This window comes from Corynebacterium sp. HMSC06C06 (assembly GCF_001807295.1).
GTDB classification, from domain to species: Bacteria; Actinomycetota; Actinomycetes; order Mycobacteriales; family Mycobacteriaceae; genus Corynebacterium; species Corynebacterium striatum.
Window position 1 is genome coordinate 17493 of sequence record NZ_KV788521.1, and the last position, 25943, is coordinate 43435.

General features: G+C 61.4%; 25 protein-coding genes and 1 pseudogene. 17 read left to right on the top strand and 9 right to left on the bottom strand.

All coding sequences use genetic code 11. From position 1 onward, the window contains the following. The first annotated feature begins 2 nt into the window (after nt 1-2). Nucleotides 3-596 carry an HAD family hydrolase gene (locus tag HMPREF3153_RS11355; protein WP_070420919.1) on the top strand — a complete coding sequence of 198 codons (594 nt, stop codon included), beginning with the start codon at nt 3-5 and terminating at the stop codon, nt 594-596. Between the two features lie 11 nt (nt 597-607). Here HMPREF3153_RS11355 and HMPREF3153_RS11360 read toward each other — a convergent pair whose 3' ends face one another. Together HMPREF3153_RS11360 and HMPREF3153_RS11365 are read right to left on the bottom strand one after the other, a co-directional pair. Beyond that, a complete protein-coding gene (locus HMPREF3153_RS11360; protein ID WP_049062319.1) occupies nt 608-1699 on the bottom strand; it encodes an ROK family transcriptional regulator in 1092 nt (363 codons plus the stop codon). A 65-nt stretch (nt 1700-1764) separates the two neighbouring features. Continuing rightward, nucleotides 1765-2505: an SIR2 family NAD-dependent protein deacylase gene (locus HMPREF3153_RS11365; RefSeq protein WP_049151486.1), complete on the bottom strand. Its 741-nt coding sequence runs from the start codon at nt 2503-2505 to the stop codon at nt 1765-1767. A gap of 30 nt (nt 2506-2535) precedes the next feature. On the opposite strand from HMPREF3153_RS11365, the gene HMPREF3153_RS11370 reads away from it, so the two are divergent. Both HMPREF3153_RS11370 and HMPREF3153_RS11375 read left to right on the top strand, forming a co-directional pair. Then, entirely contained in the window at nt 2536-3105 is a 570-nt protein-coding gene (locus HMPREF3153_RS11370; RefSeq protein ID WP_049151487.1) for an LOG family protein, read from the top strand. A gap of 69 nt (nt 3106-3174) precedes the next feature. Continuing rightward, the gene (locus HMPREF3153_RS11375) at nt 3175-4836 is read left to right on the top strand and encodes a DUF885 domain-containing protein (RefSeq protein ID WP_046645776.1); all 1662 of its coding nucleotides are present in this window, start codon (nt 3175-3177) and stop codon (nt 4834-4836) included. 62 nt (nt 4837-4898) lie between these two features. Here the strand turns inward: HMPREF3153_RS11375 and HMPREF3153_RS11380 are convergent, their stop codons facing one another. Beyond that, nucleotides 4899-5951: an AbrB family transcriptional regulator gene (locus HMPREF3153_RS11380; RefSeq protein ID WP_070420920.1), complete on the bottom strand. Its 1053-nt coding sequence runs from the start codon at nt 5949-5951 to the stop codon at nt 4899-4901. 21 nt (nt 5952-5972) lie between these two features. Here HMPREF3153_RS11380 and HMPREF3153_RS11385 point away from each other — a divergent pair, with 21 nt between their 5' ends. Then, on the top strand, nt 5973-6752 hold the full coding sequence (locus tag HMPREF3153_RS11385; RefSeq protein WP_070420921.1) for a TSUP family transporter: 780 nt from the start codon (nt 5973-5975) through the stop codon (nt 6750-6752). A 1-nt stretch (nt 6753) separates the two neighbouring features. Here the strand turns inward: HMPREF3153_RS11385 and HMPREF3153_RS11390 are convergent, their stop codons facing one another. Both HMPREF3153_RS11390 and HMPREF3153_RS11395 read right to left on the bottom strand, forming a co-directional pair. Continuing rightward, nucleotides 6754-9030: an ATP-dependent RNA helicase gene (locus tag HMPREF3153_RS11390; RefSeq protein WP_070420922.1), complete on the bottom strand. Its 2277-nt coding sequence runs from the start codon at nt 9028-9030 to the stop codon at nt 6754-6756. Next, nucleotides 9031-9675, bottom strand: a complete 645-nt coding sequence (locus tag HMPREF3153_RS11395) for a sugar O-acetyltransferase (RefSeq protein WP_070420923.1) — start codon at nt 9673-9675, stop codon at nt 9031-9033. 50 nt (nt 9676-9725) lie between these two features. Here HMPREF3153_RS11395 and HMPREF3153_RS11400 point away from each other — a divergent pair, with 50 nt between their 5' ends. The 3 genes from HMPREF3153_RS11400 to HMPREF3153_RS11410 all read left to right on the top strand — a co-directional run bounded on the left by HMPREF3153_RS11400 (nt 9726) and on the right by HMPREF3153_RS11410 (nt 11779). Further along, nucleotides 9726-10409 carry an alpha-ketoglutarate-dependent dioxygenase AlkB family protein gene (locus HMPREF3153_RS11400; RefSeq protein ID WP_070420924.1) on the top strand — a complete coding sequence of 228 codons (684 nt, stop codon included), beginning with the start codon at nt 9726-9728 and terminating at the stop codon, nt 10407-10409. A gap of 40 nt (nt 10410-10449) precedes the next feature. Then, nucleotides 10450-10995, top strand: coding sequence for an NADPH-dependent FMN reductase (locus HMPREF3153_RS11405; protein ID WP_005530502.1), 546 nt, complete (start codon nt 10450-10452; stop codon nt 10993-10995). Nucleotides 10996-11071: 76 nt separating this feature from the next. Then, nucleotides 11072-11779 carry an SDR family oxidoreductase gene (locus tag HMPREF3153_RS11410; protein WP_070420925.1) on the top strand — a complete coding sequence of 236 codons (708 nt, stop codon included), beginning with the start codon at nt 11072-11074 and terminating at the stop codon, nt 11777-11779. On the opposite strand, the gene HMPREF3153_RS11415 is transcribed toward HMPREF3153_RS11410, so the two are convergent. Next, nucleotides 11780-13357, bottom strand: coding sequence for an aldehyde dehydrogenase family protein (locus HMPREF3153_RS11415; protein WP_034657276.1), 1578 nt, complete (start codon nt 13355-13357; stop codon nt 11780-11782). Nucleotides 13358-13415: 58 nt separating this feature from the next. Next, nucleotides 13416-15683, bottom strand: coding sequence for a choline BCCT transporter BetT (gene betT, locus HMPREF3153_RS11420; protein ID WP_070420926.1), 2268 nt, complete (start codon nt 15681-15683; stop codon nt 13416-13418). A gap of 381 nt (nt 15684-16064) precedes the next feature. Between betT and betA the strand changes: the two genes are divergently transcribed. The 8 genes and pseudogenes from betA to HMPREF3153_RS11460 all read left to right on the top strand — a co-directional run bounded on the left by betA (nt 16065) and on the right by HMPREF3153_RS11460 (nt 21566). Beyond that, complete coding sequence (gene betA / locus HMPREF3153_RS11425; RefSeq protein ID WP_070420927.1) at nt 16065-17831, top strand: choline dehydrogenase; 1767 nt, start codon at nt 16065-16067, stop codon at nt 17829-17831. Nucleotides 17832-17884: 53 nt separating this feature from the next. Further along, nucleotides 17885-18514 (top strand): annotated as a pseudogene (locus HMPREF3153_RS11430) (LysE family translocator); the annotation flags it as partial. A gap of 25 nt (nt 18515-18539) precedes the next feature. Then, nucleotides 18540-18893 (top strand): DUF2218 domain-containing protein, encoded by a 354-nt coding sequence (locus HMPREF3153_RS11435; protein WP_049062330.1) that lies wholly within the window; start codon nt 18540-18542, stop codon nt 18891-18893. Nucleotides 18894-18903: 10 nt separating this feature from the next. Next, the gene (locus HMPREF3153_RS11440; protein ID WP_070420929.1) at nt 18904-19233 is read left to right on the top strand and encodes a YbjQ family protein; all 330 of its coding nucleotides are present in this window, start codon (nt 18904-18906) and stop codon (nt 19231-19233) included. A 119-nt stretch (nt 19234-19352) separates the two neighbouring features. Then, nucleotides 19353-20180 (top strand): CE1 family esterase, encoded by an 828-nt coding sequence (locus HMPREF3153_RS11445; protein WP_005530493.1) that lies wholly within the window; start codon nt 19353-19355, stop codon nt 20178-20180. Nucleotides 20181-20190: 10 nt separating this feature from the next. Next, nucleotides 20191-20478, top strand: a complete 288-nt coding sequence (locus HMPREF3153_RS11450; RefSeq protein ID WP_005530492.1) for an RNA-binding S4 domain-containing protein — start codon at nt 20191-20193, stop codon at nt 20476-20478. Continuing rightward, entirely contained in the window at nt 20478-21272 is a 795-nt protein-coding gene (locus tag HMPREF3153_RS11455; RefSeq protein WP_049192668.1) for a VOC family protein, read from the top strand. Before HMPREF3153_RS11450 ends, HMPREF3153_RS11455 begins: the two co-directional genes overlap by 1 nt. Then, the gene (locus HMPREF3153_RS11460) at nt 21273-21566 is read left to right on the top strand and encodes an MGMT family protein (RefSeq protein WP_070420930.1); all 294 of its coding nucleotides are present in this window, start codon (nt 21273-21275) and stop codon (nt 21564-21566) included. Here HMPREF3153_RS11460 and HMPREF3153_RS11465 read toward each other — a convergent pair. Continuing rightward, the gene (locus HMPREF3153_RS11465) at nt 21550-22380 is read right to left on the bottom strand and encodes a PrsW family intramembrane metalloprotease (RefSeq protein WP_070420931.1); all 831 of its coding nucleotides are present in this window, start codon (nt 22378-22380) and stop codon (nt 21550-21552) included. The two genes, HMPREF3153_RS11460 and HMPREF3153_RS11465, sit on opposite strands and share 17 nt — an antisense overlap. Next, nucleotides 22377-22940, bottom strand: coding sequence for a hypothetical protein (locus HMPREF3153_RS11470; protein WP_070420932.1), 564 nt, complete (start codon nt 22938-22940; stop codon nt 22377-22379). Before HMPREF3153_RS11470 ends, HMPREF3153_RS11465 begins: the two co-directional genes overlap by 4 nt. A gap of 42 nt (nt 22941-22982) precedes the next feature. On the opposite strand from HMPREF3153_RS11470, the gene HMPREF3153_RS11475 reads away from it, so the two are divergent. Next, nucleotides 22983-24923: a M13 family metallopeptidase gene (locus tag HMPREF3153_RS11475; protein WP_070420933.1), complete on the top strand. Its 1941-nt coding sequence runs from the start codon at nt 22983-22985 to the stop codon at nt 24921-24923. A gap of 64 nt (nt 24924-24987) precedes the next feature. After that, on the top strand, nt 24988-25866 hold the full coding sequence (locus tag HMPREF3153_RS11480) for an alpha/beta hydrolase (RefSeq protein WP_070420934.1): 879 nt from the start codon (nt 24988-24990) through the stop codon (nt 25864-25866). Nucleotides 25867-25943 lie beyond the last annotated feature (77 nt).

The following is a 25943-nucleotide window of genomic DNA, read 5'->3' on the forward strand; positions in this document are numbered from 1 at the left end:
GCATGGCTAAGCTTCTTTTCGACATGTACGGCGTGCTCATGCGCATTGCTAGCGCGGAGCAACAAGCCGAGCTCGAGAGGCTGGTAAATCCCGCGGACCCCGCGAGGTTCTGGGAAGCTTATCAGGAGTTTCGCCCGGCATATGACGCCGGAATCATGTCCGATTCAATGTATTGGAACCGCATTTCTGCCAGCGTGGAGCTCGGGGAGTTTGACATTGCGGAAGCTGTGGAACTCGACAATCGCTATTACATGGACTCCGAACCGGAGATGGTTGCTTTAGTGCAGCGGCTCATTGGCGAGGGGCACACGGTGGGCTTGCTCTCTAACATCCCCACTACCTTGGCGGATGCCGTACGCAGTGAACACGATTGGATTGAAGACTGCGCTGCAGTGGTATTTAGCTGCGATATTGGCGTGGCCAAACCGGATGCAGAGGCATACAGAGTTGCCGTCGATGCTCTTGCCGCGACAGCTGAGAAGGTGCACTTCTTTGATGATCGGCAAGACTTTGTCGATGGAGCGGGCGCAGCAGGATTGCAGGCGCACTTGTTCACGAACGCCGACGACGTGCGCGCAATCGTGGACGAGTCTTAAATGGCCGAGGCTTAAAACAGTTCCAGCGGCACGCGCAGAAGCGGGTCCAGCGCAATTGCACGGGTGATGGCGCGAACGATCTCTTTGAGGGAGGGGATGACGCGCAGCTGGGTACTGCGACCGGCCTTTTCGCGCACCGCGGCAGCAAAGAGCTTCGGGGCTGCAGGATCGTCGAGGAAGGCGCTACCCGCTACAACGACAGTGGCTGGTTTATATTCGTTTACCAGCAATGCGGCGATTTCGCCCAGTTGGCGGGCGCGGTCATCCAGGATTTTGCGTTCAGCCGGGTTGTTTGCGGCAGCTGCGACAGCCTCCGTCAAGGTGCCGGTGCGGCCGAGCTTGCGCAGGACGGCCGCTGTGGTGAGTGATTCCTCTGGGTCGGCGAGCTGGGATGTCGCCGGAAGGGGAATGATTTGGGAAACTTCATCATTGGCAGACAGTGCCGCACCGATAGAGTCATCCGCGAAGAGAACGAGAACTGGATCGGTGTTACCGAGCTCGGCGGCCTGTGTTTCGGAGCCCAAGATAGCGGGGATTGCGGAGGAGACAACCACGGGAACGCCAAACTGAAAGCGCAGGCGCTCGGCGATGTCGACGTTTTCCCAGCCCAAGTTGCTCGCAGTAATGCGGCCCTCGTTGTCCACGGTGCCAGAGGTGGTGACGCCGACGGAAACCAGCTTGCGATCGAGGCCGGTCATCAGGCGGTTGACGCCCGCCATGATGTGCTCAATGAAGTCTTCTTCGCTCAACTGCGCCACTGGGGTAGGGACGTCGTCTTCGCGGATCGTGCGGCCCATCGTGTCATAAAAGCCGATGTGGGTTTGGGAGGTGCCCACCGCAATGCCGGCGAGAATCCAGTTATTCTCGGCGACCTCAAGGGGAACGGTGGGGCGGCCCCGGCCGCGTGAACGAGTCAGGTCATTGCGTTCCTGGACGAGGCCTTTTTGGAGAAGAGCCGCGGTGGCACGGGTGATCGTGGGTTGGGATAGACCAGTCGCTTCGACGAGCTCACTGCGCGTGATGATCGGATTAAGACGCACGAGGTGGAGGCACTTCGCCGCCGGGGTGCGTGGGCGCGTGAACACTGGTCCAGGTTTGAGCATGCATAAAGTATAGATAGGCTAGACCGCCTTGTCTAATGGGACACTTGATGCCTAGACAACATGGTCTAAAGCTTGGCCAACTTGGGAAGTGCATCCGCGGCCGTTGAATTAATAAAAACCGTAGATAAGCTGGTTAAATCTGTGCTTTGCGGAGAAACTTCGATGATCGGTGTTCCTAACCGGTGTGCTATCCGGGGCAGTCCAGCGGCGGGGTATACCACGCCCGAAGTGCCCACGATTATCACCAGATCGGCAGCGGCCATCCTCTTCTCTGCTTCCTCCCATTCCCGTTGGGGAAGGGCCTCGCCGAACCACACGACGCCCGGCCGCACCAAGTTCCCGCAGAGCGGGCACTTTGGCGGAGTATCCGTATCGACTCCGCCGCGCCAGGGGCGCCCACACATGCAGCATCTGAAGGCAAAGAGGGAACCGTGGAGATGCACGACGTCGTCAGTGCCTGCTCTCTCATGCAGGTCATCAATGTTCTGGGTGGTGACAGTGACCTCTTTATCCCACTGCGCCAACGCAATATGACCTGCGTTGGGCTGCGCCTTTTCCGCCTGATGGCGGCGGTGGGCGTACCAGCGCCACATGCGGATTGGGTCCTTGGCCCATGCATCAATGGATGCCATGTCCTGTGGGTCTACGTTCTCCCAGATTCCAGAATCGGGATCGCGGTACGTGGCCAGACCTGAATCGGCAGACATGCCAGCGCCCGTGAATATCTCAATGCGGTGTGCGTTCTTTATTAAATCGCGCGCGCGATCCAGAGCATGGCGAAGTGGGGCGCTGGGACTGTCATTCATGAAAGCCACGATAGCTATAGGATGAAATCCATGAAGTCAGTTGCGGTGTATTGCGGATCGGCCACAGGTAACTCTGAAGCTTATGGTGAGGCAGCCCGGCAGCTGGGGGAGGAGCTGGCAGACCGCGGTCTGAACCTGGTTTATGGCGGCGGCAACGTGGGGCTGATGGGTATCGTGGCAGACGCCTGCCTCGCCCACGGCGGAAGCGTAACCGGCGTGATCCCGGAGCAGCTGGTGGATCTGGAGCTCGCGCATCCGGGCCTGACCAGCCTTGAAGTGGTGGAAACCATGGCGGAGCGCAAGACTCGAATGGAGAACCTTGCGGATGCCTACATCTGCCTGCCAGGCGGCGTGGGAACGTTGGAGGAGCTTGCTGAGGTTCTCACCATGCAACAGCTCGGCCACGTGACGGGACCTGTGGGACTGGTGGATACTGAGGGGTTCTGGCGCCCGTTCGTCGATATGTTTGCCGCAATGTCTAAGGCAGGCTTCGTGCAGCGCCGCTTTGTCGACGCCCTGGTTCTAGCACCCACTCCCGTGGCTGTGCTGGAGGGATTCGAAGGTTGGGTAAATCCAGGGATTAAGTGGAATAACAAGTAGTTAACAAGGCCGCAACGTTTGGCTTTTAAATTGGCCCTAACTTGCAGATCGAGGATAGACTTCACCCTCATGAGTTCAGAGTCAACCCACAAGCGTCAGCCCTCTCTGTTGGACGCCGCCTGCGATAACTTTGTTCATGACCTCGCACAGCTTAGCCCTACCGAGGCAACCGCCTGGGGAATCCCGGGTTATGAGGGTGAACTGCAGGATTTCTCACCTGAGTACTACGCTGCCATCGCGGATCGCACGCGAGACATGGTCGCTGACGTCGATGCGTTGGATGACACCACCGACGAGTCTGATGACGAGGATGACTTCGACGAGGTTGACTACGTAACCGCCGCGGTCCTGCGTGACCGCCTCTGCCTGGACCTTGACCTGCATCACCATGGTGAGGACATCCGTAGCCTCAACAACATCGCTTCACCAGTGCAGACTATCCGTGACACCTTGCTGCTCATGCCGCAGGACACTCCGGAACAGCTGGACGCCATTCGCTCCCGCCTGTCCAAGGTGGGCGGTGCATTGACCGGATATAAAGACTCCCTTAAGGAGGCTGCTTCGCACGGCATGGTTCCGCCGCACCGCCAAATTAACGAGGTCTTTGTGCAGTGTGAACGCCTTGCCGACTCCGATTCGATGCTAGAGAACCTGGGAGTTGAAGGCCCTGAGGTGGAAGCAGCAAAGCATGCGTTTGGTCAGTTCGCTGACTGGCTCTCCAACGACTTGCAGCCGCAGGCTCCTACAGAGGATGCCGTGGGGCGTGACCGCTACGAGCGCTTCTCCAAGCTGTTCGTTGGTGACACCGTCGATCTTGACGAGGCTTATGAATGGGGTCTTGAACGCGTTGCCGAAATCAGCGCTGAGCAAGAGAAGATCGCCCGCGAGCTGTACGGTTCTGACTGCAACGTGAAGACCGCGATGCGCAAGCTTAACCAGGAAGAGCGCTACGTTCTTGAGGGCACCGACGCGCTGGTGGAGTGGATGCAGGCCACCGCGGACAAGGTGATCAAGGAACTGGACGGCACTGAGTTCGACATTCCGGAGCAGATCAAGAACATCGAGTGCCGCATCGATCCTGCGGGTACTGGTGGAATCTTCTACACCGCACCGTCGGATGACTTCTCCCGCCCGGGCCGCATGTGGTGGTCCGTTCCGGCCGGTCAGGAGCGTTTCCACACCTGGCAGGAGCTGACCACGGTGCACCATGAGGGCGCGCCGGGCCACCACCTGCAGTTGGGTTCTGCGCTGGTGCAGGAGGATCTCAACCTGTGGCGGCGAGCGGTGACCTGGAACTCCGGACACGGCGAGGGCTGGGCGCTCTATGCTGAGGCGCTCATGGCCGAGCTGGGTTACATGGATGATCCTGGTTTCCGCATGGGGCTTCTCGACGCCCAGCGCTTCCGCGCCGCCCGCGTGGTGGTCGACATCGGATTGCACTTGGGCAAGAAGCTGCCGGATTGCACGAATCCGGGCAAGTGGGACAAGGCGCATGTGAAGACGTTTATGCGTGAGAACACCGCGATGGATGACGCGAACCTGAACTTCGAGGTCAACCGTTACCTGGGCTGGCCAGGCCAAGCGCCTTCCTATGCTCTGGGCGAGCGCCTGTGGCAGCAGACCCGCGAGGAAGCCGTGGCGCAGGGTATGTCCGTGCGTGACTTCCACTCCGAGGCCCTCGCACTGGGCTCGGTTCCGATGTCTATCCTGCGCCACGCAGTCCTTAATTAAAGGACCCCAATTCTCATGCCGCCAGAGCAGGAACAGTGCCTGCTCTAGCTTTCGAAACCCTACTACCGCAGGCGTTTGAGCAGGCGCAAGATCTGTGGGAGATATCCCGCGATGACCAAGACGATGATGAGGCGGATGATCTGCACCGCCACGACGGCTGGGCCCGCGCCACCTTCAGCGGAGAGCGCCAGAACGGTTTCGAGTGCGCCTGGCGAGGTGGCGAGGTAGGCCTCGAAGTAGCTAATTCCGAGCCACGCCGTCAGCGGCCACGCGGTCAGCGCGCATACGCCCATGACCACAATGATGAAAAGGATCGTGGCCGGAAGCTGCTTGGCAAAGGACTTCAGTGCGGGGACGGACAAACCGCCGCCGCAGACCCAGCCAATGGACATGAATGCCATGATCTTGAACGCGTACAGCGGTTCCAGCGTGTGGCCCGCCGGCAGGAACTGCGCCACGATGACGGTGATGATGAGCGGGCCAAGCACCGATGAAGCTGGCAGGTGAGCGAGCTTGCCCAATCGCTCGCCCAGAACGGCAATAGCCACCGTGAGCAGCACGATCCACCAGGTGGCTTCACCTTGGACGCTCATGTCGACGTCTTGCCCGGCCGGGCTGGTCAGCAGCGACACTATGAAAGGCAGGGAGATGGATACCGCCAGAAGGCGCAGGTATTGCGTCAGTGCGACGTAGCGATAGTCAGCACCGAGCTCACTGGCCAGCGCGGGCATGAGGGCCGCGCCACCGGGGAGCATCGACAAGATGCCGGTCTCCCAGGAAATATCCTTGGGCTGCGAGCGGTGCAGCAGCATGCCTCCTGCCATTCCGACTAGGGCCGTGATGAGAGACATCGTGATAGCGGCAGGGACTAAACCGATGATGGTGGAGGCCGCCACCAGGGTGAGGGGCATCGCCGCCATTATGCCGATGAACCCGCGGGCCACGGCGTAGAAGTGCTTGTTCACGACGAGCTCTTCGCCCGTGCTGAGCGCCATGGCACCCGAGACAAGAAGGGCTGCCAAGATCCAGGCGGCGGGGACGTGCAGATAGGTGAAAAGGGCTCCCACTGCGAGGGAGCCCGGAACGACTATGGCCCAACGTGCACGAACAGACATGGCATCGAGTTTAATAAATGCATGGATCTCGCAGACTTGGGGATTAGTGGCTGGGCAATTTTGACGTCAGGAGCAGCAGTCGCGGGGTGGATTGACGCCGTCATCGGCGGCGGCGGACTCGTGCTGATTCCGCTCATAATGGCCGTAGCGCCGCAGCTCGCGCCGGCCACCGCACTGGCTACTAACAAGGTGGCCGCAGTGTCCGGAACGGCGTCGGCTGCCTTTACTCTCGTTCGCAAGGTGCGCCCGCCGGCGGCCGAACTCATTCGCCTGGGCCTAGCGGCACTGGTGTGTTCGGGCCTAGGCGCGGGCGCTGCAGCGATGATCGACAAAGACGTGATGCGTCCGCTCATCATCGTGCTGATGGTCTGCGTTGGTGTCTTCGTGGCTTTCCGCCCCAGCTTCGGTACGAACGAGAGCGAAGGAATCCGCGGCGGCTGGCGCACGTGGGCGGCTCTGGGCGCGGTGGCGTGCATTGCCTTTTACGACGGTATCTTTGGCCCCGGCACCGGCATGTTCCTCATCATGGCGTTCACCGCAATTTTTTCGCAGAACTTCTTGCGCTCTGCCGCCATGTCCAAGGTGGTGAACACCTGCACTAACGTCGGCGCGCTCATCGTGTTCATCCTGGGCGGGCACATCCTGTGGGGTCTCGCCCTAGTTCTAGCTGCAGCCAACGTGCTTGGCGCCCAGCTCGGTGCGTGCACTGTCTTAGGCGGCGGCACCAAGCTGATTCGCTACGCCTTGCTCACCCTCGTCGTGGTGATGAGCATTTACCTCTCCGTGCAGCAGTGGGGCTAAATCACATGCGGTTTTTCGTCCGTGCGGTAGCTGGTGCTGTCCACGGGTCTTCAGGCCAGGGATGCTTGGGATAGCGCCCTCGCATGTCGGCGCGAACGCCCTGGTAAGGCCCTGCCCAGAAGCTCGCCAAGTCATCAGTTACGGCCAGTGGGCGGCCCGCTGGGGAAAGCAGGTGGAACTGCACACGCTGCCCGCAATAGACCGGGGACTCCGCCAGCCCAAAGCATTCCTGCAACTTGATGCTCACCGTGGGGCGATCCCCGGACCAGTCGATTTTCGCGTCGCGCCCCGAGGGCACGGGCAGGCGTTCAGGTGCCAGCTCATCCAGGCGCGTGGCTTCCGGCCAGGGGAGAAGGCGCTGGAATGCTGGATACATGTCGACCTTGGTGGCAGGTTTGCCCGCCGCGACGTCGTGTAGCTCGGGGCCCAGCCACTCGGCGGGCTCTGCATTGTCGACGTCCGGCCAAGGGGCGCCGTAGTGCGCGTGCAGATGCGCCAAGCGTTCGCGCAGGTTCTGCGCTTTCTCGCTGAAGGAGAACATGGCAAGACCGTGCTCGCGGATACCGGCAGCAAGAGCTTCCTCGGCCGCAGCACCCGTGACTTTGACCGGGGTGGAGCTGAGCTCGATTGCCCCGGCGCGCAGGACCTTGCGCCCGCGCACCTTGCCGTCCTCGAGCGTCGCCGTGATCTCCTCGGTAGTACCGATGGCATAGAGCGCAGCTTGCTCATCGATTTGAGCGGCAGCGCGGATGATGGCGGTGCCGGTATTGGACAAGGACACGTCCGCCACGGCCAGCCACGCAGCGCCGTTGTCCTCGAGCATGCGCGCACGAGTACCGCTGGCCAGGAGGTACTCTGCTTCCTTCGCGGAGGTGGCGCGGCGCGCGACGCGCTCCGGGAAGGCCGCGGCCACGACCGCGCCAGGATCGGCTGGACCTTTGTCGGGCACGAGGCGCGCTAGGCACTCGACCTCGCGTTTGGGAGGAGTGATGCGCGTGATGTCCCCACGCGGGGAATCGCTGAGCGCGGCGACGGTATGCGCAGCGCCGGCGCCGTACTTGAGCAACGCGGCGCCAAGGCGCGGGTCGGTGGGCAGAAGAGCGAGCTGCTTGGCGACGTCCCCGGTGGCACCGATCGAGCGCAGCGTTCGGTGGGCGTCGGCAAGCGCGCGGGCTGGTGGCTGATCAAGGAGCGGAAAGTCCTCACCCGCGCCCCAGCACTCCAGGAACAGTGCCGCCTGAGTGAGATCGGCGCTGAGGATCTCCGGAGTGATGTGCGGGGAGAAGTGCTGGTAATCGTCCTGTGAGTAGCAGCGAATCACGGTGCCAGGGGCCTCACGCCCGGCGCGACCGGCGCGCTGATCGGCGCTCGACTTCGAGGTAGAAACCGTGATCAAGCCAGACATGCCGCGCTGGGCATCGCGGCGCGGGGTACGCGAGAGCCCGGCATCGACCACGGTGCGCACGCCCGGGACCGTCAGCGAGGACTCCGCGATGGAGGTGGCCACCACGATGCGGTCGGCGTCGGTGTACAGGGCGGCGTCCTGCTCAGCCGTGGTCTGCTGTCCGTGCAGCGGATACGCGCCGGGCAGTTGCTCGCACACGAGGTTAACCTCGCGTACGCCGGGCACGAAGACCAGCACGGAACCGGAATGGCCCGTGGCTTGGCGGGCAACGTGGGCGTAGAAATCTCGCTCGCCGGCAGCGCGGCCCGTGGCCGGGGAGTAGCGGATGTCGAGCGGGTACGTCACTGCCTCAGTGACGTGAACCGGGGCGTCCATGAGTTCGGAGAAGCGCTGGGCGTCGACGGTGGCGGACATCGCGATGACGCGGAAGTCGTCGCGTAGCTGCGCCAGTTCCAGGCACATGCCAAGGACGAGGTCGGTGTCGCACTGACGTTCATGGACCTCGTCGATGGCTACGGCGGAAACACCGCTGAGCTCGGGGTCGCGCAGCAGTCGGCGCAGCAGCACGCCTGGGGTGACGAACTCGACGTCGCGGCCGTGGCGGGAATCGCCGCGCACGGCGTAACCAATTTGTTGGCCGGACAGGTGCTGCAGCCGGTTCGCGGCAGCGCGCACGGCCACGCGGCGAGGTGCGGTGACCAGGATCTTCCCGCTCGTGTCTTGTTCCGCAGCTTGGTTCGCGAGCGCCGGCGGTACGAGCGTGGTCTTACCGGTGCCTGGCGGCGCCTGGACCACGACGTTGCCGGAAGAAGGCAGCGTGCCGATGGTCTCGGCGACGGGCAGGCCAGCGCCGATGCGTGCGAGATCAAACATTTAGAGCAGCCCGAAGCCCTCTACTGGGCCTTCCAGGTCCTGGCGCTCCAGATTCTCGCCGTCAAGCTTGCACACCACGCGGCCCGGGGAGCCGAGTACGAGCGACTTATCCGGAATGTCACGGGTGACCAAGGTGTTTGCGCCGATGACGCAGTCCTCGCCAATGGTCACGCCGGGCATGACCGTGACGTTGGCGCCGAACCAGGTGTTGCGACCCACGGTGATGGGCTTGGCGATCTCCCAGCCGCCCCCGCGCATCTCGTGATCGTTGACCGGATGGCCCACAGTGATAAGGGAGCAGTTCGGCCCAATCATCACGTGATCGGCGAGCGTGACCTTGGCCTGCGCCAAGATGGTGGCATTGAAGTTAATAAAAACGTGTTCGCCCACGATGAGGTTAGAACCGAATTCCACGTGCGCCGGACCGAACCAGCCGGGAACGTGTGATTCATCGGGCAGCAGTTCGCGCAGGATCTCCTGCGCCTTGTCTGGGTCGGTATTGCCCAAGTCGTTGAACTGCTTGATCAAACGGAACGTCCGCGCGTGCTGAGTGCGCACTTGCTCCGTCTGACCTGGCAGGTGCCACTGCCCACCAGACATCTTCTCCCAGGTGCCGTATTGCTCTAAGTTCTTGGGGCTGTTCATGGGGCTCAAGTCTAGTCACGAGAATGCATGCGACATGTAGCCTTGGGCCCATGCTTTTCGATGTCTCTCGGCCCGCCACCCGCATTGCCCCGGGGGTAGCGCACGTGCCTGGATGGGTGGACGTCGCTAAGCAACGTGCCCTCGTCGAGGAAACCCGTGAGGTGGCACGGCGCTACGCTGGCACTCCCATGGCGATGTATCAGCCACAACTGAAGTCCGGAAAGATGAGCGTGCACCAGCTGCATCTGGGCAGGTACTGGCATTACGAAACCTACCGTTACGTGGACAACATTGAGGGGACTCGGGTGCCGCCGATGCTCGTTTCCCTCCAGGAGATAGCGCGCCCAGCACTGCGCGCGGCGGCAGAGGTCTCCCCGGAGCTGGAACCGTGGGTGGAGACCTTCTATCCGGAGATGGCCTTGGTGAACTATTATCCGCCGGGCTCAGGGATGGGCATGCATGTCGATGACTTTGAGGAGTCCCTTGCGCCGGTCATCTCCTTATCCATCGGGGATGAGGCGCTGTTTCGCATAGGCAATACGGAAAATCGCAATAAGCTGTGGGATGACGTGACGCTCAGCTCCGGGGATTTAATTGTATTTGGCGGCCCGAAGCGACTTGCCTATCACGGAATTGTGCGGGTCAACGACGCAACGCTGCCGGAAGGATGTGGGTTGAAGGAGGGGCGAATCAACATCACCATCCGCCAAGTTGGCGCCCGTGCTACACTCTAATGTTGACTAATCAACAACTTTTGAGAAGGGGATTCTCCACATGGCAAAGATTGGCATCGTTCTTGGTTCCACCCGCGACGATCGCGCAGGCGAAGCAATCGCTAACTGGGTTGCTGACCTGGCAAAGGGCCGCAATACCGGCGTTGAGTACGAGGTAGTTGACCTCAAGGCTTTCAACGTTCCAATCCTGACCACCTCCGTGGTTCCGATGGCCGCGAACAAGAACTACGACGACGCTAACGTCCAGGCTTGGTCCGACGCCATCGACGCATGCGACGGCTTCATCTTCGTCACCCCGGAGTACAACCACTCCGTACCGGGCCCGTTTAAGAACGCTTTCGACTCCCTCGGCTCCGAGTGGGTTGGCAAGGCAATCGCGTTCGTGGGCTACGGCTTCTCCGGCGGCGTCCGTGCTGTTGAGGCATGGCGCCTGGCAGTGGCTAACTTCTCCATGGAGCAGCTGCGCACCCAGATTGAGGTCTCCCTCATCACCGACATGAACGATGGCGCATTCGCACCGGCTGACTTCAAGAACGGCCTCGTTGACAACCTCTTGGGCGAGATCGAGGATGCCGTCAAGGCTTAAGTTTCCTTGAGGCCTCCACTGTTTTGTGGCTAACCCTGCTGGGCGTGTGCAATTGGGTGGTTTAGCATCGGGGGATATGACGGAACAAAAGATTGCTGTTGTAACTGGTGCTTCTTCGGGAATTGGCGCGGCGTCGGCAAGAGCACTCGCTGCCGATGGCTGGCATGTAGTCATCGGCGCGCGCCGCGTGGAACGCCTCGAAGAGCTTGCTTCAGAAATCGGGGCTGAAGCTTATCCGCTGGACGTAACCAATGATGAGTCCGTCACGGAGTTTGTCTCCCACTTGGACCGCGTGGACCTGTTGGTCAACAACGCGGGCGGCGCCAAGGGCTTGGAGCCACTGGTAGAGACAAAGATCGAAGACTGGCAGTGGATGTATGACGTTAACGTGCTTGGCACGGTGCGCATGATTCAGGCGGTGATGCCCAAGCTGGAGGCCTCCGACTCCGGGCTCATCATCAACATGGGCTCCATTGCTGGCTGGGCACCATACGAGGGCGGCTCCGGCTATAACTCCGCCAAGCATGGCGTGCGCGTTATCTCCCGCGTGCTGCGCATTGAGAACCACAATGTCTGCGTCACCGAGCTTGATCCTGGCCGCGTGGCCACTGAGGAGTTCTCGCTCAATCGTTTCAGCGGCGACGCTGAGCGCGCCGCCGCGGTCTACGCCGGCGAGCTTAACCTCGTGGCCGAGGATATCGCGGAGGCCGTGCGCTGGGTGGCATCGCTGCCAGCGCACGTCAACATTGACACGATGACCATTAAGCCGCGCACGCAGAGTTAGTTACTGCAGACCAAACTGGTCCCACGCCGCCGGTGCCAGGTTCTGGTACACGTGCTTGTGCTCCTGATATTCGGCAAGGCCGGTTGGGCCAAGCTCGCGGCCGTTGCCGGACTGCTTGTATCCGCCCCACTCTGCCTGCGGAAGGTAGGGGTGGAAGTCGTTGATCCAGATGGTGCCGTGGCGCATTGCGCGGGCCATGCGCTCAGCCTTGCCGGCATCGCTAGTAAATACGGCGCCTGCCAGGCCGTACTCGGTGTCGTTCGCGGTAGCGATGGCTTCTTCCTCAGTGGTGAAGGTCTCCACCGTTACCACTGGGCCGAAGGCCTCGTCGTGGACGCAGTCCATCTCCTTGGTGGCGCCATCGATGATCGTGGGCAGGTAGTAGACGCCCTTGCCCAGGTCGGTCTCACCAGTGCCGTGCTGGCCAGTGGTGTCCTCGCTGGTAGCAGCGCGGCCGCCAGTCAGAATCTTGGCACCTTGCTCGCGTGCTTTATCCACGTAAGCAGCGACCTTCTCACGGTGCTCCTCAGAGATCAGCGGGCCGGTTTCTGCCTTGGAGTCGGTCGGGCCACCAATCTTGATGTTGTTGGTGCGCTTGACCAGGGCCTCGATGAACTTGTCGTGCAGGGACTCTTCCACGATGATGCGCGAGCCCGCAGAGCAGACCTGCCCCGAGTGGAAGAATGCGCCGTTGAGGGCGTTGTCCACGGCGACGTCGAAGTCGGCATCGGCGAAGATGACGTTCGGGTTCTTGCCGCCGAGCTCCAGTGCGGTGCGCTTGACGGTCTCCGCAGCGTTCTTGGCGATGATCTTGCCGGTGGCCAGGCCGCCGGTGAAGGAGACCATGTCTACCTCAGGGTGCTGGGACAGTGGGTTTCCGCAGTTAGCGCCAGCGCCGGTGATCAGGTTGCCTACGCCGTCGGGAAGCCCTGCCTGCTTCAGGCCAACCATCAGCAGCATTGCGGTGTGCGGGGTGAGCTCAGCCTGCTTGAGCACGAAGGAGTTGCCTGCCGCAAGAGCCGGGGCAACCTTCCAAGAGACCTGTAGGAGTGGGTAGTTCCACGGAGTGATGAGGCCACACACGCCGACTGGTTCCGCATCGATACGGGAACGCAGGTTCTGGTCGCCCGGATCCACCACGCGGCCGGCCTCGTGCGAGGCCAGGGTGCCGAAGTAATCGAAGGCGTTGGAAATATCGTCCATGTCGCCGAGGGACTCCTCGTAACGCTTGCCTGTATCGGCGGACTCAGCGGAAGCAAAAAGCTCCTTGTTCTCACGGATGAAGTCGGCGACCCTCATCAGCAGCTTGCCGCGCTCAATAGCTGGGGTATTACTCCACACACCCGACTCAAAGGCGGCGCGTGCGGCCTCAATGGCGCGGATGGTGTCTGCATCTGAAGCCTCGGAGACCACACCGACCGTGCTGCCGTCGGCTGGGCAGATGATGGTGCGTGTGGCAGCGTCGGCGGCCGCCTCCCACTGGCCATTGATAAACAGAGACTTCGGGCCATCGCCCGTATGGACGCCTTTGAGGTACTCGGTAGTGGTTGGGTCGAACAAAGTGTTCTGAGTGCTCAAGAAAAGCAACCTTTCTAAAAATGAATTTGAGTTCTATAAATGAACGGGGTCCGCCAGCTTAGCTGTCTTCCTGCCATGTGGGCTCGGGTTCAGCACCATCGGAGACGTCAGAGTCGCCCGGCTGGGTCTGCTGCATGTACAGGAACGCTAGGTGGCGTTCATAGAGATCCAGCACGTTGTTGATGAGCTGGTTCTCCGAGTAGCCGTAGACGTCGTAGCCCAGGGAACCGGTGAGGTCGTAGACCTCAAGGCGGTAGTACTCGTCGTCATCGCCTGGGGTGAAGTCAGGGCTTTCAGCGGTGATTGGGAAGAGCTGGTAGCGGAACTTTCGTTCGTGCTCAAGGGTGACCTGCAAGTCCAGCTGCGGCAGCTCGACGTCGGGAAGCTCACTGGTGAGGAGGACTGCGTCGTACCCGCGTGCACGCATCTGCACGGCAACCTTCTCGAGGGCGAAGGTAGCGGTCTCACGCAGGTAGGAATCCATTTCCTGCTTGGTGGGGTAGGAGTTGACGCGGTCTAGACGGCTCTTCCAGCGGTCACCGTTTTCTGGTGCCAGTTCGGTGCGGCCCGAGATTGCGCCATGCAGCGCGGTCTGGCGAGCCTCACGCTGGACGCTTTCCAGGCGCAAGGACTTCCACAGGGAGAACATCACGAGGTAGATGACTACTGCGAAGGGCAGGCCCATGACCACGGTGGCGGATTGGACGGTGGCAATGCCGTCAATCTGCAGCAGGGCCAGTGTCAGGGCACCCACGGTGACGGACCAGAAGATGCGCATCCAGCGCGGGCCATCCTGGCGGCTATCCGTAATCTTCGAGGTGAAGTTCGACATCACCAGCGCACCGGAGTCAGCTGAGGTGATGTAGAGCAGAAGACCGATGAAGGTGGTCAGGAAGATTACGACTCCGGATGCTGGGAACTCCGCAAGCATGTCGTAGAAGCCCTGCTCAGGGGTATTAACGGCGGCTTCCGCAAAGTCGGGGTATTCGCCAGAACGCACCATGTCGAGCGCGGTGTTGCCGAAGAAAGACATCCACATGAGGATGAACAGGAACGGGAAAGTGAGCACGCCGAAGATGAACTGGCGCAGGGTGCGGCCGCGGGAGATGCGGGCCAGGAACAGGCCCACGAAGGTGGCCCAGGCAATCCACCATGCCCAGAAGAACAAGGTCCATGCCTGCATCCATTCGCCGGTGGAGGCTTGGTCGTCAGCAAAAGCGAAAGTCTCCATGGTCCACGAAGGGAACTTCGAGATGTAGTCGCCCACGTTGGTGGTAATCGCGTCGAAGAGGTACGCGGTCTTGCCGAAGACCACGATGTAAATCATGAGCGCGATGGCCAGGTAAACGTTGAGCTCCGAGAGGAAGCGAATGCCCTTGTCCACGCCGGAAACAGCAGACAGCGTGGCGATGACAACGGCGATAATGATGAGTGCTGACTGCAGGCCCAGACCTTGCTCGAATCCGAAGATGAGGTGGAAACCATAGGACAGCTGTACGACGCCGATGCCAAGCGACGCCGTGACACCAAAGACGGTGCCCAGCATCGCGGCGATATCGACGGCGTCACCAACCGGGCCGTGCACACGTTTGCCGATGAGCGGGTAGAGCGCTGAGCGAATAGCCAGCGGCATGTTGAGGCGATAGGCAAAGTAGCCAAAGGCCATGCCCATCAGGGCATATAGTGCCCAGCCGGTAATGCCGTAGTGGAACATCGCCCACACCACGGCCTCTTTGGCGGCTTCCATGTTTTCGCCTTCGCCGACGGGTGGGGCCACGTACATGGTCACCGGCTCAGCCACGGCGAAGAACATGAGGTCCACGCCGATACCTGCGGCGAAGAGCATCGATGCCCACGAGAAGGTGTTGAACTTCGGGCGCGAATGGTCAGGTCCCAAGCGGATATCGCCCACGTTGGAGAACGCAATATAGAGGACAAAGACCACGGCGATGGTGGCCGTCAGGACGTAGAACCAGCCCAAGTTGGTACCGATCCATGCGGTGACGTTGGCCAAGGTGTTTGCTGCGGACTCGCGGCCAAGCCCTGCGTAGAGAGCCATGGCGATGATGAGCGCACTGGAAATGATGAACACTGGCCAGTTGGGCTTTGGCACCGGAACTTCACCAGAGCCGACTTCCGGGCCGGTTTCTGCCTTGAAGCTGCCGACGAGTGCGCGGACCTGATAGTTCGACTTCTTCAGGGGGCGGCGAGGTCTCTTGGTTTCTGTTGTTTTTAACGGTGACGCGGCGGCCTCCGACCCACCTGTCTGGGGGGACCGGCGGGGCGTCGGGGACGCCTCCGGGTCGTGGGGGTCAAAGTTTGCCATTTACTACTCCTCGTTGCAGTCGTTTATGGATGAAAATTCCGACATTAAGACGTGAATAAAATTCAGTCTCACTGGGGCGAAGAGGGGTGTGTGATGTGAATTACTCCCTCGTTTTCTATGCGCGATTTGATTGCATTGTTTCGCCCGTGACTTGAGGGCGGAACAACCCAAATATACCCCATACTGCGCAAACATTCACAAAGACGTGTACAGTGGTTTGGGTGGCCATTTTGGCCCGACGCATAACATTTCGTTCGTATGCATAAAATTCAAAAAGCTTTACTCCGTAGGAGAGTGTGACCGTATGAATTCGGTCACCAAGTGTCAAGCAAGATCGCTGAAAGACCAAGAAAGCCAGAAAGCACGGAAAAGGAGCGTTGCATGGGAAAGAAGAATCTCAAGAAGGTATCGAAGAAGGTCACCGATGAGGTCTCGGACGTTGTCGTCGTAGGCGGCGGTTCCGCAGGCTCTGTCATCGCCGCTCGCCTAAGTGAGGACCCCGGCACCCGTGTGCTGGTTCTCGAAGCAGGCCGAAACGATTCGTTGTGGGACCTATTCGTCCACATGCCTTCCGCATTCTCATTCCCCATTGGCGCAAAGAACTACGACTGGCAGTACGAGTCCGAGCCGGAGCCAGAGATGAATAACCGCCGCATCTACCACGCGCGCGGCAAGCTGCTCGGCGGCTCCTCTTCCGTCAACGGCATGATCTACCAGCGCGGCAACCCGATGGATTATGAGAAGTGGGCCAAGAACCCCGGCATGGAGAACTGGGACTTTGCCCACTGCCTGCCTTACTTCAACCGCATGGAGAACGCCGCCGCAGCCGAGGACAACGATCCGCGCCGCGGCCATGACGGCCCGCTGTACCTCTCCCGCGGCCCCGCCACCAGCCCGCTGTTCCAGGCTTTGTTTAAGTCCGTCCAGGAAGCCGGCTACAACCTGACCAACGACGTCAACGGTTACCGCCAGGAAGGCTTCGCGCCTTTCGACCGCAACATCAAGCACGGCAAGCGCTGGTCTGCAGCGCGCGCTTACCTGCACCCGAACCTGGACCGCGAGAACCTCGAGGTGCGTACCCGCGCGTTTACCACCAAGGTCCTCTTCGAAGGCCAGAAGGCCGTCGGCGTGGAATACGAGTGGAAGGGCGGCGTCCACCGCGTATTCGCTGACAAGATCGTTCTTTCCGCTGGTGCCATCAACACCCCGCAGCTGCTGCAGGTCTCTGGTGTCGGTGACGAGGAGTTGCTGCGCAAGCATGGAATCGACGTCGTCAAGCACCTGCCAGGCGTCGGCGAGAACCTGCAGGATCACCTCGAGGTCTACATCCAGTATGAGACCACCAAGTCCACCGATTCCTCCCAGCCTTACCTGGACAAGTGGCGCTGGCCATTCATGGGCCTGCAGTGGATTTTCACCAAGAAGGGCCCGGTTGCGACCTCCCACTTCGAGGGCGGCGGATTCGTTCGTTCCAACGAGAACGAGGAATACCCGAACCTGATGTTCCACTTCCTGCCGATGGCAGTGCGCTACGACGGCCAGAAGGCCGACGTCAAGCACGGTTTCCAGTGGCACGTTGGCCCGATGTTTTCCGATACCAAGGGCCACGTCCGCATCAAGAGCGCAGACATCCACGAAAAGCCGGAGATCCTCTTCAACTACCTGAAGACCGACCAGGATCGCCGCGAGTGGGTCGAGGCAGTGCGCGTTGCGCGTTCTCTGCTGGACACCGAAGCCATGGCTGAGGTGGGCGCCCGCGAGTTCAGCCCGGGCCCTGACGTGCAGACCGACGAGGAGATCCTCGAATGGGTACGCAACGACGGTGAGACCGCATTGCACCCGTCGTGCACCACCAAGATGGGCTCCAAGGATGACCCAATGGCGGTTGTGGACCCAGAAACCATGCAGGTCTGGGGCATTGAGGGCCTCTACATCGCCGATGCCGGCGTCTTCCCGTCCGTGACCAACGGCAACATCTACTCGCCGACAATGATGGTGGGCGAGAAGGCGGCCGATCTGATTGCCGGAAAGAAGCCTTTGGCACCGCTGAACGACGTAACGTGGTACAAGGCCGGTGAGGATATGCCGCTGTACGCTGAGGGCGAGGCAGTGCGCGATCACAAGCAGGCCATTAAGGGTGCCTACTAGAAGAGCCAAGAGAAGGGCCGGATGACTTTAGCCGCGTTGCCCCGCGGTCCACGCGTGCCGGAATCATGTGTGCGCTGGGCATCTGCACCGGCATCGTCGTCTGGCTCACCGCCTCCCTGGCAGGGCTATCTGCTCTTATCGCCGCTCGCCCTAGTCTGCTCGGCTTGCTGCAGCTGGTGGGCGGCGGCTTCCTTCTCTGGATGGCCTATGGCTCCATTCGCTCGGGCCTGACGCAACGGCGCTCTGCCCTTAACTCTGCCCGCAGTACTTCACGAGATTCGGCAGAAAACGCCGCAGAAACCGTGACACAAAGCGCGGGAAGCTTCGACGAGGAACACATCAAGCAGGCGGTGAGCACTGGCGACGTCGAGGACATCACCGCTGGCCGCGCCTACAAGCTGGGCCTGCTCACTAACCTTTCCAACCCGAAGGCGCTCGTCTTCTTCGGTGCCGTCTTTGCCCAGTTCATTCGCCCTGACATGGGGCTTGAATGGACCGTGGTCATCGCCATCCTCCTGACTGTGGTCTCCGTGGCGTGGTTTTCTACCTTCGCGCTCATCGTCCGCGCGGCGGCGCGTTTCCTCACGAAGTATTCGGCTCATCTCGATATCGGCTCGGGCCTCATCTTCGGTGCCTTGGGCTGCGTGATGATTTATGAGGGAATACTCGCACTGGTTAGGTAAACCTAAAACGCGTACAGTGTCCGGCATGAGCAATTCCACCGCACGCGTTTCAACCGATCGCCCGGCACGCTACGGCAAGCAGCTGGCATCGCACTTCTCTGCCAAGATTGACGCCCACTGGGACCCAGAAACCGAAACCGGCCGCTGCGTCTTCGAGCGCGAAAACACCCGCGGCACCCTCGACCTTTCTGTTGAGCCCAACATTCTCCTCCTCAACGTCGAGGCAGACCCAGAAAGCATCGAGTCCGTCGAACACGTTGTGGCCCGCCACCTCGTGGCCTTTGGTAAGAAGGACGACTTGCAGGTCGAGTTCACCCGCGCCGACGGCACACCGGGCTTGCACTTCAGCGTCGCTGATCTTCCCCCAGAACGCAGGTAGTCTAGGGCTCATGGTTTTCACCACCACCAACAACGTCGATGGTCACGAAATCACCGAGTACATTCGCGTCATTGCGGGTGAGACGGTGACCGGTATTAACTTCCTCAAGGACTTGGGTGCCTCCTTCCGCAGCTTCACTGGCGGCCGCTCCGCCGGCTATGAGGAAGAGGCAGTCAAGGCCCGCGAGGCAGCGCTTAACGAGCTGTGGAACCGCGGCCAGGAGCTGGGCGCCGACGCCGTCGTGGGCATCAGCTTTGACTACTCGCCTATGGGCCAGGCCAACGACATGCTTATGGTCACCGCCACCGGCACCGCAGTCAAGATTCGCCCGATCTCATAGTGCGCCACCCATTAAAGGCAGCCCTGTGCATTCTTGCCGGGGCTGCCATTGTATGTTTTGCCACCGGGTGCTCCACCACGGATGAGCCGGGCAGCGGCCCGCATAGTGTGCCGGCGCATATGGTCACGGCGTCGGAAAGCGCGCCCCTGCCTGCCAGCGGATCCACCGAAACCGGCCACTACCGCACCATCGAGCTGCCTACGGGGCGCTCCTTCATGGCGCACGTGCCGGACAACTACGACCCGACCAAACCTGCGCCGGTGGTGATGGTCTTCCACGGCTACAACAGCGATCCGTCCACCATCTTCCAGGACACTGAGCTCTACGAAGCCAACGCCATCACGCTGTTCCCGGCAGGCAAGGCACAGGCTTGGGCGCCCGCTCCTTATGCGCAGACGTCCTTGGACGAGGACCTTGCGTTTGTCGACGCCGCGCTCGCCTGGGCAAACCAGAACTACAACACCGACGGCCGCGTCTTTGCCGCGGGCTTTTCCAACGGCGGCGGTTTCGTGCGCGCCTTGGCCTGCAACCGCTCCCTCGACGGCGCCGCCACGGTCTCCGCGGCGAACTACGAGGGCGTGGACGAGGATTGCCAGGGCGATCCCACTGCCTACCTGGCGGTACACGGCACCGCGGACGTGGTGATCAACTACCGCGGCGGCGAGGCGCACGGCGGCCACTACAAGGGCGCCGAGGATTCCAACGCCAAGGTAGCCGAACACAACCACTGCGATCCCTTCCCTGCGGAGGATAAGCAGGACGACGTCACCCGCTTTACGTGGGGTTCCTGCGCGATGCCCACCGTGAATTACAAAATTAAGGGCGGCACGCACACCTGGAACGGCGGCGTCACCGACCGCAGCGGACTCGTGCCGCACGACTGGGCAACCAACTCCATCCTGGACTTTTTCAAGGTCGAGTATCCCGGCAGGGTGCCTTCTCGGTAAGCTATGCCGCATGCTAGAAGTCTCAATCAAGGGCGATTCCATTAAGCTCGGCCAGTTCATCAAGCTGGCCTCCCTCGTGGCTACCGGCGGTGAAGCCAAAGAGCTCATCGCGCAAGGCGAGGTCCAGGTCAATGGGGAAGTGGTGACCCAGCGCGGCGCCACCCTGCACCCCGGCGACGAGGTGAGCATCGCTGGCACTTCTGCCCGCGTGGCCGCCGCAGATGACGATGATGATGACTACTTTGACGAAGCCACCGCAGACGACGACTTCGATCCCGAGAAGTGGAGGAACATGTAATGCCCGCTTTCGAAGCTGAAGTAGGCATGCCCTACTGGATCGACCTGACCACCTCCGAGCCACGCAAGTCCGTGAACTTCTACGAGCAGGTGCTGGGCTGGGAGATCGAGTCCGCGACCGAATACCGCATCGGCCGTATCCAGGGCCTGCCGATTGCTGGTTTCATTCCGCAGCCTGAGCAGGCCACCATGCCGGATACGTGGGTGACCTACTTCCTCAGCAAGGACATTGACGGCGACTGCGCCCGTGCCGAGCAGCTTGGCGGCCGCGTGTTGGTGCCGGCAACGCAGGTGCAGCTGGGCCACATGGCGCTGCTTGTCGACGTCGCCGGTGGCATGTTCGGCCTCATCCAACCGGCTGGCGCAGACCAATTCATCGCGGGCGGCGAGCCCGGAACCCCGGTGTGGCATGAGCTGACCGCCACTACGAGCTTCGCTGAGGTCCGCGACTTCTACGGCGACCTGTTCAACTGGGAAGTGCGCGGCAACGACTCCTACGCCACCGCGGAAGAAGACGGCGCTCCTTTCGCCGGCTTCTGGAACGCCGAAGGCCAGTTCCCGCCGCAGGTGCCGAGCTTCTGGCAGACCTACCTGGGCGTGCGCGACCTAGAGGCCGCTGCGGCCAAGGCCGTGGAGCTAGGCGGCGAGGTCATCCGCGAGCCGTGGGATTCTCCCTTTGGCCGCCTGTGCCTGTTGGCCGATTCCACCGGCGCCACCGTCACCTTGGCCGAAGTCGAGGACGCTCCCGAGGAGGAGCCGCGCGAGTCAGATGACGTTCTCAACCTCGACTTTTAGATGAAAGACGAGGTAGATGAAGTAGCGGAGGTCGTTCGGTGCATTCCGGCCGGCAACGTCTCTACCTACGGAGAAGTGGGCAAGGTAGTGGGCGTGGGTGCTCGCTACGTCGGCTGGGTCATGAAGAAGGCCGAGTCCGTGCCGTGGTGGCGCGTGGTGCGCGCCGACGGCACCTCGCACGCGCCTGAGCGCTCAATCCCACGCTGGGAAGCCGAAGGAATTACTCATAAAGGCGGCCGCGTAAACATGCGCCGCCACGGGCTAGACGCCGCGGACCTCAAGCAGCTGGCGTGACGTAGTAGGAATCATCCTGCTTGGTCAGCTTGTTTCCGCGCAGGATGAGGAAGATGCTGAACGGGTAGAGCACCAAAGCCACGACGATGTATTGGATGATCATGAGAATCTCGTCGTCGTGCATGTAGTTCCAACAGAAGTGGAAACCAAAAGCGCATGCCATAAAACCGTAGAGCACTCCCAGGCGCCACATCCGCGACTTATTCGCCGCAAAGATAGCCCAGCCGATGCCCCAGCCGGCCATGGCGGTGAACAAAACGTGCAGGCCAGGGCCTGCCACCAGGCGCAGGCCCCACATTTGCAGCATGCCGATCCAATCATTGAGTGGATGAATGATGCCGCCCATGATGCTGTACATGACGTTTTCTACCATCTCGAATCCAAGGCCCACGCAGGCGCCGACTATCCAGCCATGCCAAGGCCGGTTGAGCTCTCGGTAGGAAAGCAGAATAAAAAGCACACCTGTGGCCTTGCAGATCTCTTCCGGATAGGCGCCGGCCCACGAGAATGCGGCGGCCTTCCACCCAAAGGAAAGCGCAAGGTCAGTCAGCGGGGGAGCGCTAAGCAGCGCAAGCCCCAGCGCGGTACCGCCGCCCCAGAGCAATGCGGGCGGAACCCAGCTGCGCGCAGAGCGCGGCCACATGGGGCTAAGCCGCAACAAAAAGAGAAAAAGCGCGGCAACCACAGCACCGATTGCGATGCTGGGCAGCAACAAAGCCGGCGCGATGAGTCCAAAGCTTAAGAGATTAAAAAGCAGGGCAAGGCAGCCAAGGGCAATCAACACCCACATGGTATTGCGGAAAAGCTTACTCATGAACCCACCACCATCTGCTCGTATCCGGGTAGGTTCTCGTGGCCGAATGCGTGCCAAATGTGCTCACCCGTGGCAAAGGTTTGTGCCGGTGAGCTGCTGGACAAGATAACCATGTAATCCACCTTCGCGTCCTCGCCCTCCCCGTTGCGGGAGAGGACAAGGGTGCCGGAGGGGTCGTCGTAAAGCGCGAGTGCATCGCCTTCATGGAAGATTTCCGCCTCAGAAGTATTGCCCATGCTGTAACCGCGCACGGCGCGCCGGGCGGCGGTTTCCTCCTCGGCGTCACTGAGATCCTCGAGTGCCGTGAGCTGGACCAGCACCTGGCCGCAGTCCCAGGCTTGCATCGCCATCGCGTCTGCATTCGGGGTGCAGTACAAATCCGGCACGGGGATTTCCCAGTCAAAGCCCGGTGGATTGAGCACCACCTGCTCAGCCTCCGGCTCGGGAGTCGGAATAATCGCGGCCAAGATGGCAGGCAAACCTAGTGCCAAAAGCACGCCACCTGCGGCGAGAAAGAAATGCCCGCGCAGCTGCGCAGGAGGAAAGCGATAAGTTGGCATAACCCACACCTTATAGACCGCGATTGACATAGAGTGGCTGGCATGAAAGATCTCTACCAATTTGTCAATGGACCTTGGCTACAATCCCACGTCATCCCCGACGACCGCGGCGTTGACGGCACCTTCCACAACCTGCGTGACGAGGCGGAAGAACTCGTCCACGAGATTGTTAAAAATGACACGGGGCGCCCAGGCGCACTCTACGCATCGCATCTTGATACCGAGGGCGTAAATGGTGCAGGCATGGCGCCTATCGACGCCGACCTCGACCGCCTCACCGCAGCCGACCCGCGAGAGCTGGCACAGCACCTGGGTGAGCTGGAGCGCGAAGGTGTCGGTGCGCCCGTGACCTTCTGGGTGGAAAAGGACTCCGGTTCCGAGGAAGCGGTGGCCTACATTATCCAGTCTGGCCTGGGCCTGCCCGACGAGGCTTATTACCGCGAGGAGGCACACGCGGAGACGCTGGCTGCCTACGAGCAGCACGTGGCGCAGATGTTGGGTTTCCTCGACCCGGCCCGCCTCTTTGGTCTAGGCGCGGAGGTGGCTGCAAAGCGCATTGTGGCGCTAGAGACCGAGCTGGCCGCGGGCCATTGGGACGTCGTGTCCACCCGCGATGCCGTGAAGACCTACAACCCAATGGAACTTAGCGAGCTGCCTGCGCTCGTGCGCGCCATCCTCACAGGCAGCGGCCTGTCCGAGAGCCGCGTGGTCAACATGATGCCTTCCTACCTTGAGCACTTCGAGGAGCTCTTCACCGCAGACCGCATGGCGGACTGGCAGCTGTGGGGCACCTGGCACATCCTGCTGTCCCGCGCGCCTTACCTGCCGGAAGAAGTGGGCAAGAAGAACTTCGAGTTCTACGGCACCCGCCTTTCCGGTGCTACCACTCAGCGTGACCGCTGGAAGCGCGCCGTGGGCCTGGCGGAGTCCCTGGTGGGCCAGGAGATTGGCAAGGTCTTTGTGGACCAGCACTTCCCGCCAGCCTCCAAGGCGGAGATGGACACCTTGGTGGACTACCTCACGGCCGCTTACCGCGAGCGCATCTCGCAGCTGGAGTGGATGACTCCCGCTACCCGCGAGCGTGCCTTGGAGAAGCTCTCCCAGTTCAAGGCCAAGATTGGCTACCCAGACAAGTGGCGTGACTACTCCGATCTGAGCTTCAGCTCTGAGGGCAAGGACCTCGTGGCCAACGTCCGCGCGGGCAACGCGTGGGCGCACGACTTCGAGCTGCGCAAGATTGGCAAGCCAGCGGACCGCGACGAGTGGTTCTCCACCCCGCAGACGGTCAACGCTTTCTATAACCCGGTGGTCAACGACATCACCTTCCCGGCCGCCATCCTGCGCCCGCCTTTCTTTGTCCCTTCCGCTGAGGGCGGCGACGTATCCGAGAACTTCGGCGCAATCGGCGCAGTCATCGGCCACGAGATTGGCCACGGCTTCGATGACCAGGGCTCGCAGTACGACGGCCAGGGCAACCTCAACTCCTGGTGGACCGACGAGGACCGCGCCGCATTTGAGCAGCTCACCGCCAAGCTGGTGGGTCAGTTCGACGGCCGTATCCCGTCCGTGTTGGAAGGCGTTGAGGGCGTGGCAGGCGTCAACGGCAACTTCACTCTGGGTGAGAACATCGGTGACCTGGGTGGACTGGGCATCGCCGTGGTGGCTTACAAGAATTACTGCGCGGACCACGGCCTCGACATCAACGGTCAGGTTGCGTCCTTCGAGGTGGAGGACGCGGAGCCTGCGCTTTACGACGCCGAGTACTCCGGGCTCCAGCGCCTCTTCCTGGCCTGGGCCCGCGTGTGGCGCACGGCCATCCGCCCGGAGATGGCCACGCAGTATTTGGCCATCGACCCACACTCCCCAGCAGAGTTCCGCTGCAACCTCATTGCAGCGAACATTGCGGAGTTCTACGAGGCTTTTGACGTAGACACGGATTCGCCGTTTTACCTGGTCCCGGAAGACCGCGTCACAATCTGGTGATGGGTGCCCATTCTTGGATGACTACCTTCGTCATGGCCGCCATGGTAGCGGTAACCTCGGTCTCATGACTGACAAGCAGGAGAACCCGGAAACCCAAGCCGACCAAGCAGGTCAATCGGACCAAGTTTGGGAGATTGGCGGCCAAGACCGTCAGCTGAGCGAGGAAGAGCAGCTCGACCAGCTCTATTCCTACCTGCAGGTCCACTACCCGTTGCCGGACTTCCGTCCGCCGTGGGCTGGTGGCGGTTCGCCGGATGCGGATCGCTACTGCGCACTGCTGCCGGACCGCATTACCCAGGCGGCCATGATGGTCTTAGGCACCGCAGTGGACCACTCGCTGCCTGGCACCAAGTTCACCGACGGCATCACTCAGCGTGACACTGAGGTCGGCGCCATCTTCGAGCCCACTGCGCCGAATGGCAAGTGGGCAGTCTCCCTCCACTCCGGCGGCTGGTGGCGCGGTGACGGCAACGCGCTGGAGATGCAGTGGCGCCCCGAAGTCGCCGCCGCAGCGCAGTTGTCCGGCACCACCATCATCGACGTGGACTACCCGCTCGCGCCTGAACACACCGTGGCTGACATGGTGGAATCCGTCAACAAGGCCATCGCTTATGCCCGCGAACAAGGTGCGGCTTCCGTGACCGTGTGGGGCTACTCCTCGGGCGGCGCCTTGGCTGCACTCGCGCCCGCCGATGCACTGCTGCTCACGTTCCCCGACTTCGCGGCACTTGGAAACTTGCCCGATGAGATCCGCGCCGGCTACGAGCTGCCCACCGAGTATCCGCGCACACTCGTCCAGACTGCGGTGCAAGACGAAATCGCCGAGCGAGTCACCATCCCTGGCGCTGAGACCGCCGACTACGTCTCGACCCACCGCATCTCCACCCCAGCAGTGGCCCGCCAGCGAATCATGGACACCGCGGACTTCCTGCGCTCCGTCTAAGCTGCCTGGTTTTAGCGTTTAGCGGTTTGGTCCCATTGGTTGGATCCCCTTGGGGGTAAAGCTACCCAATGGGGCAT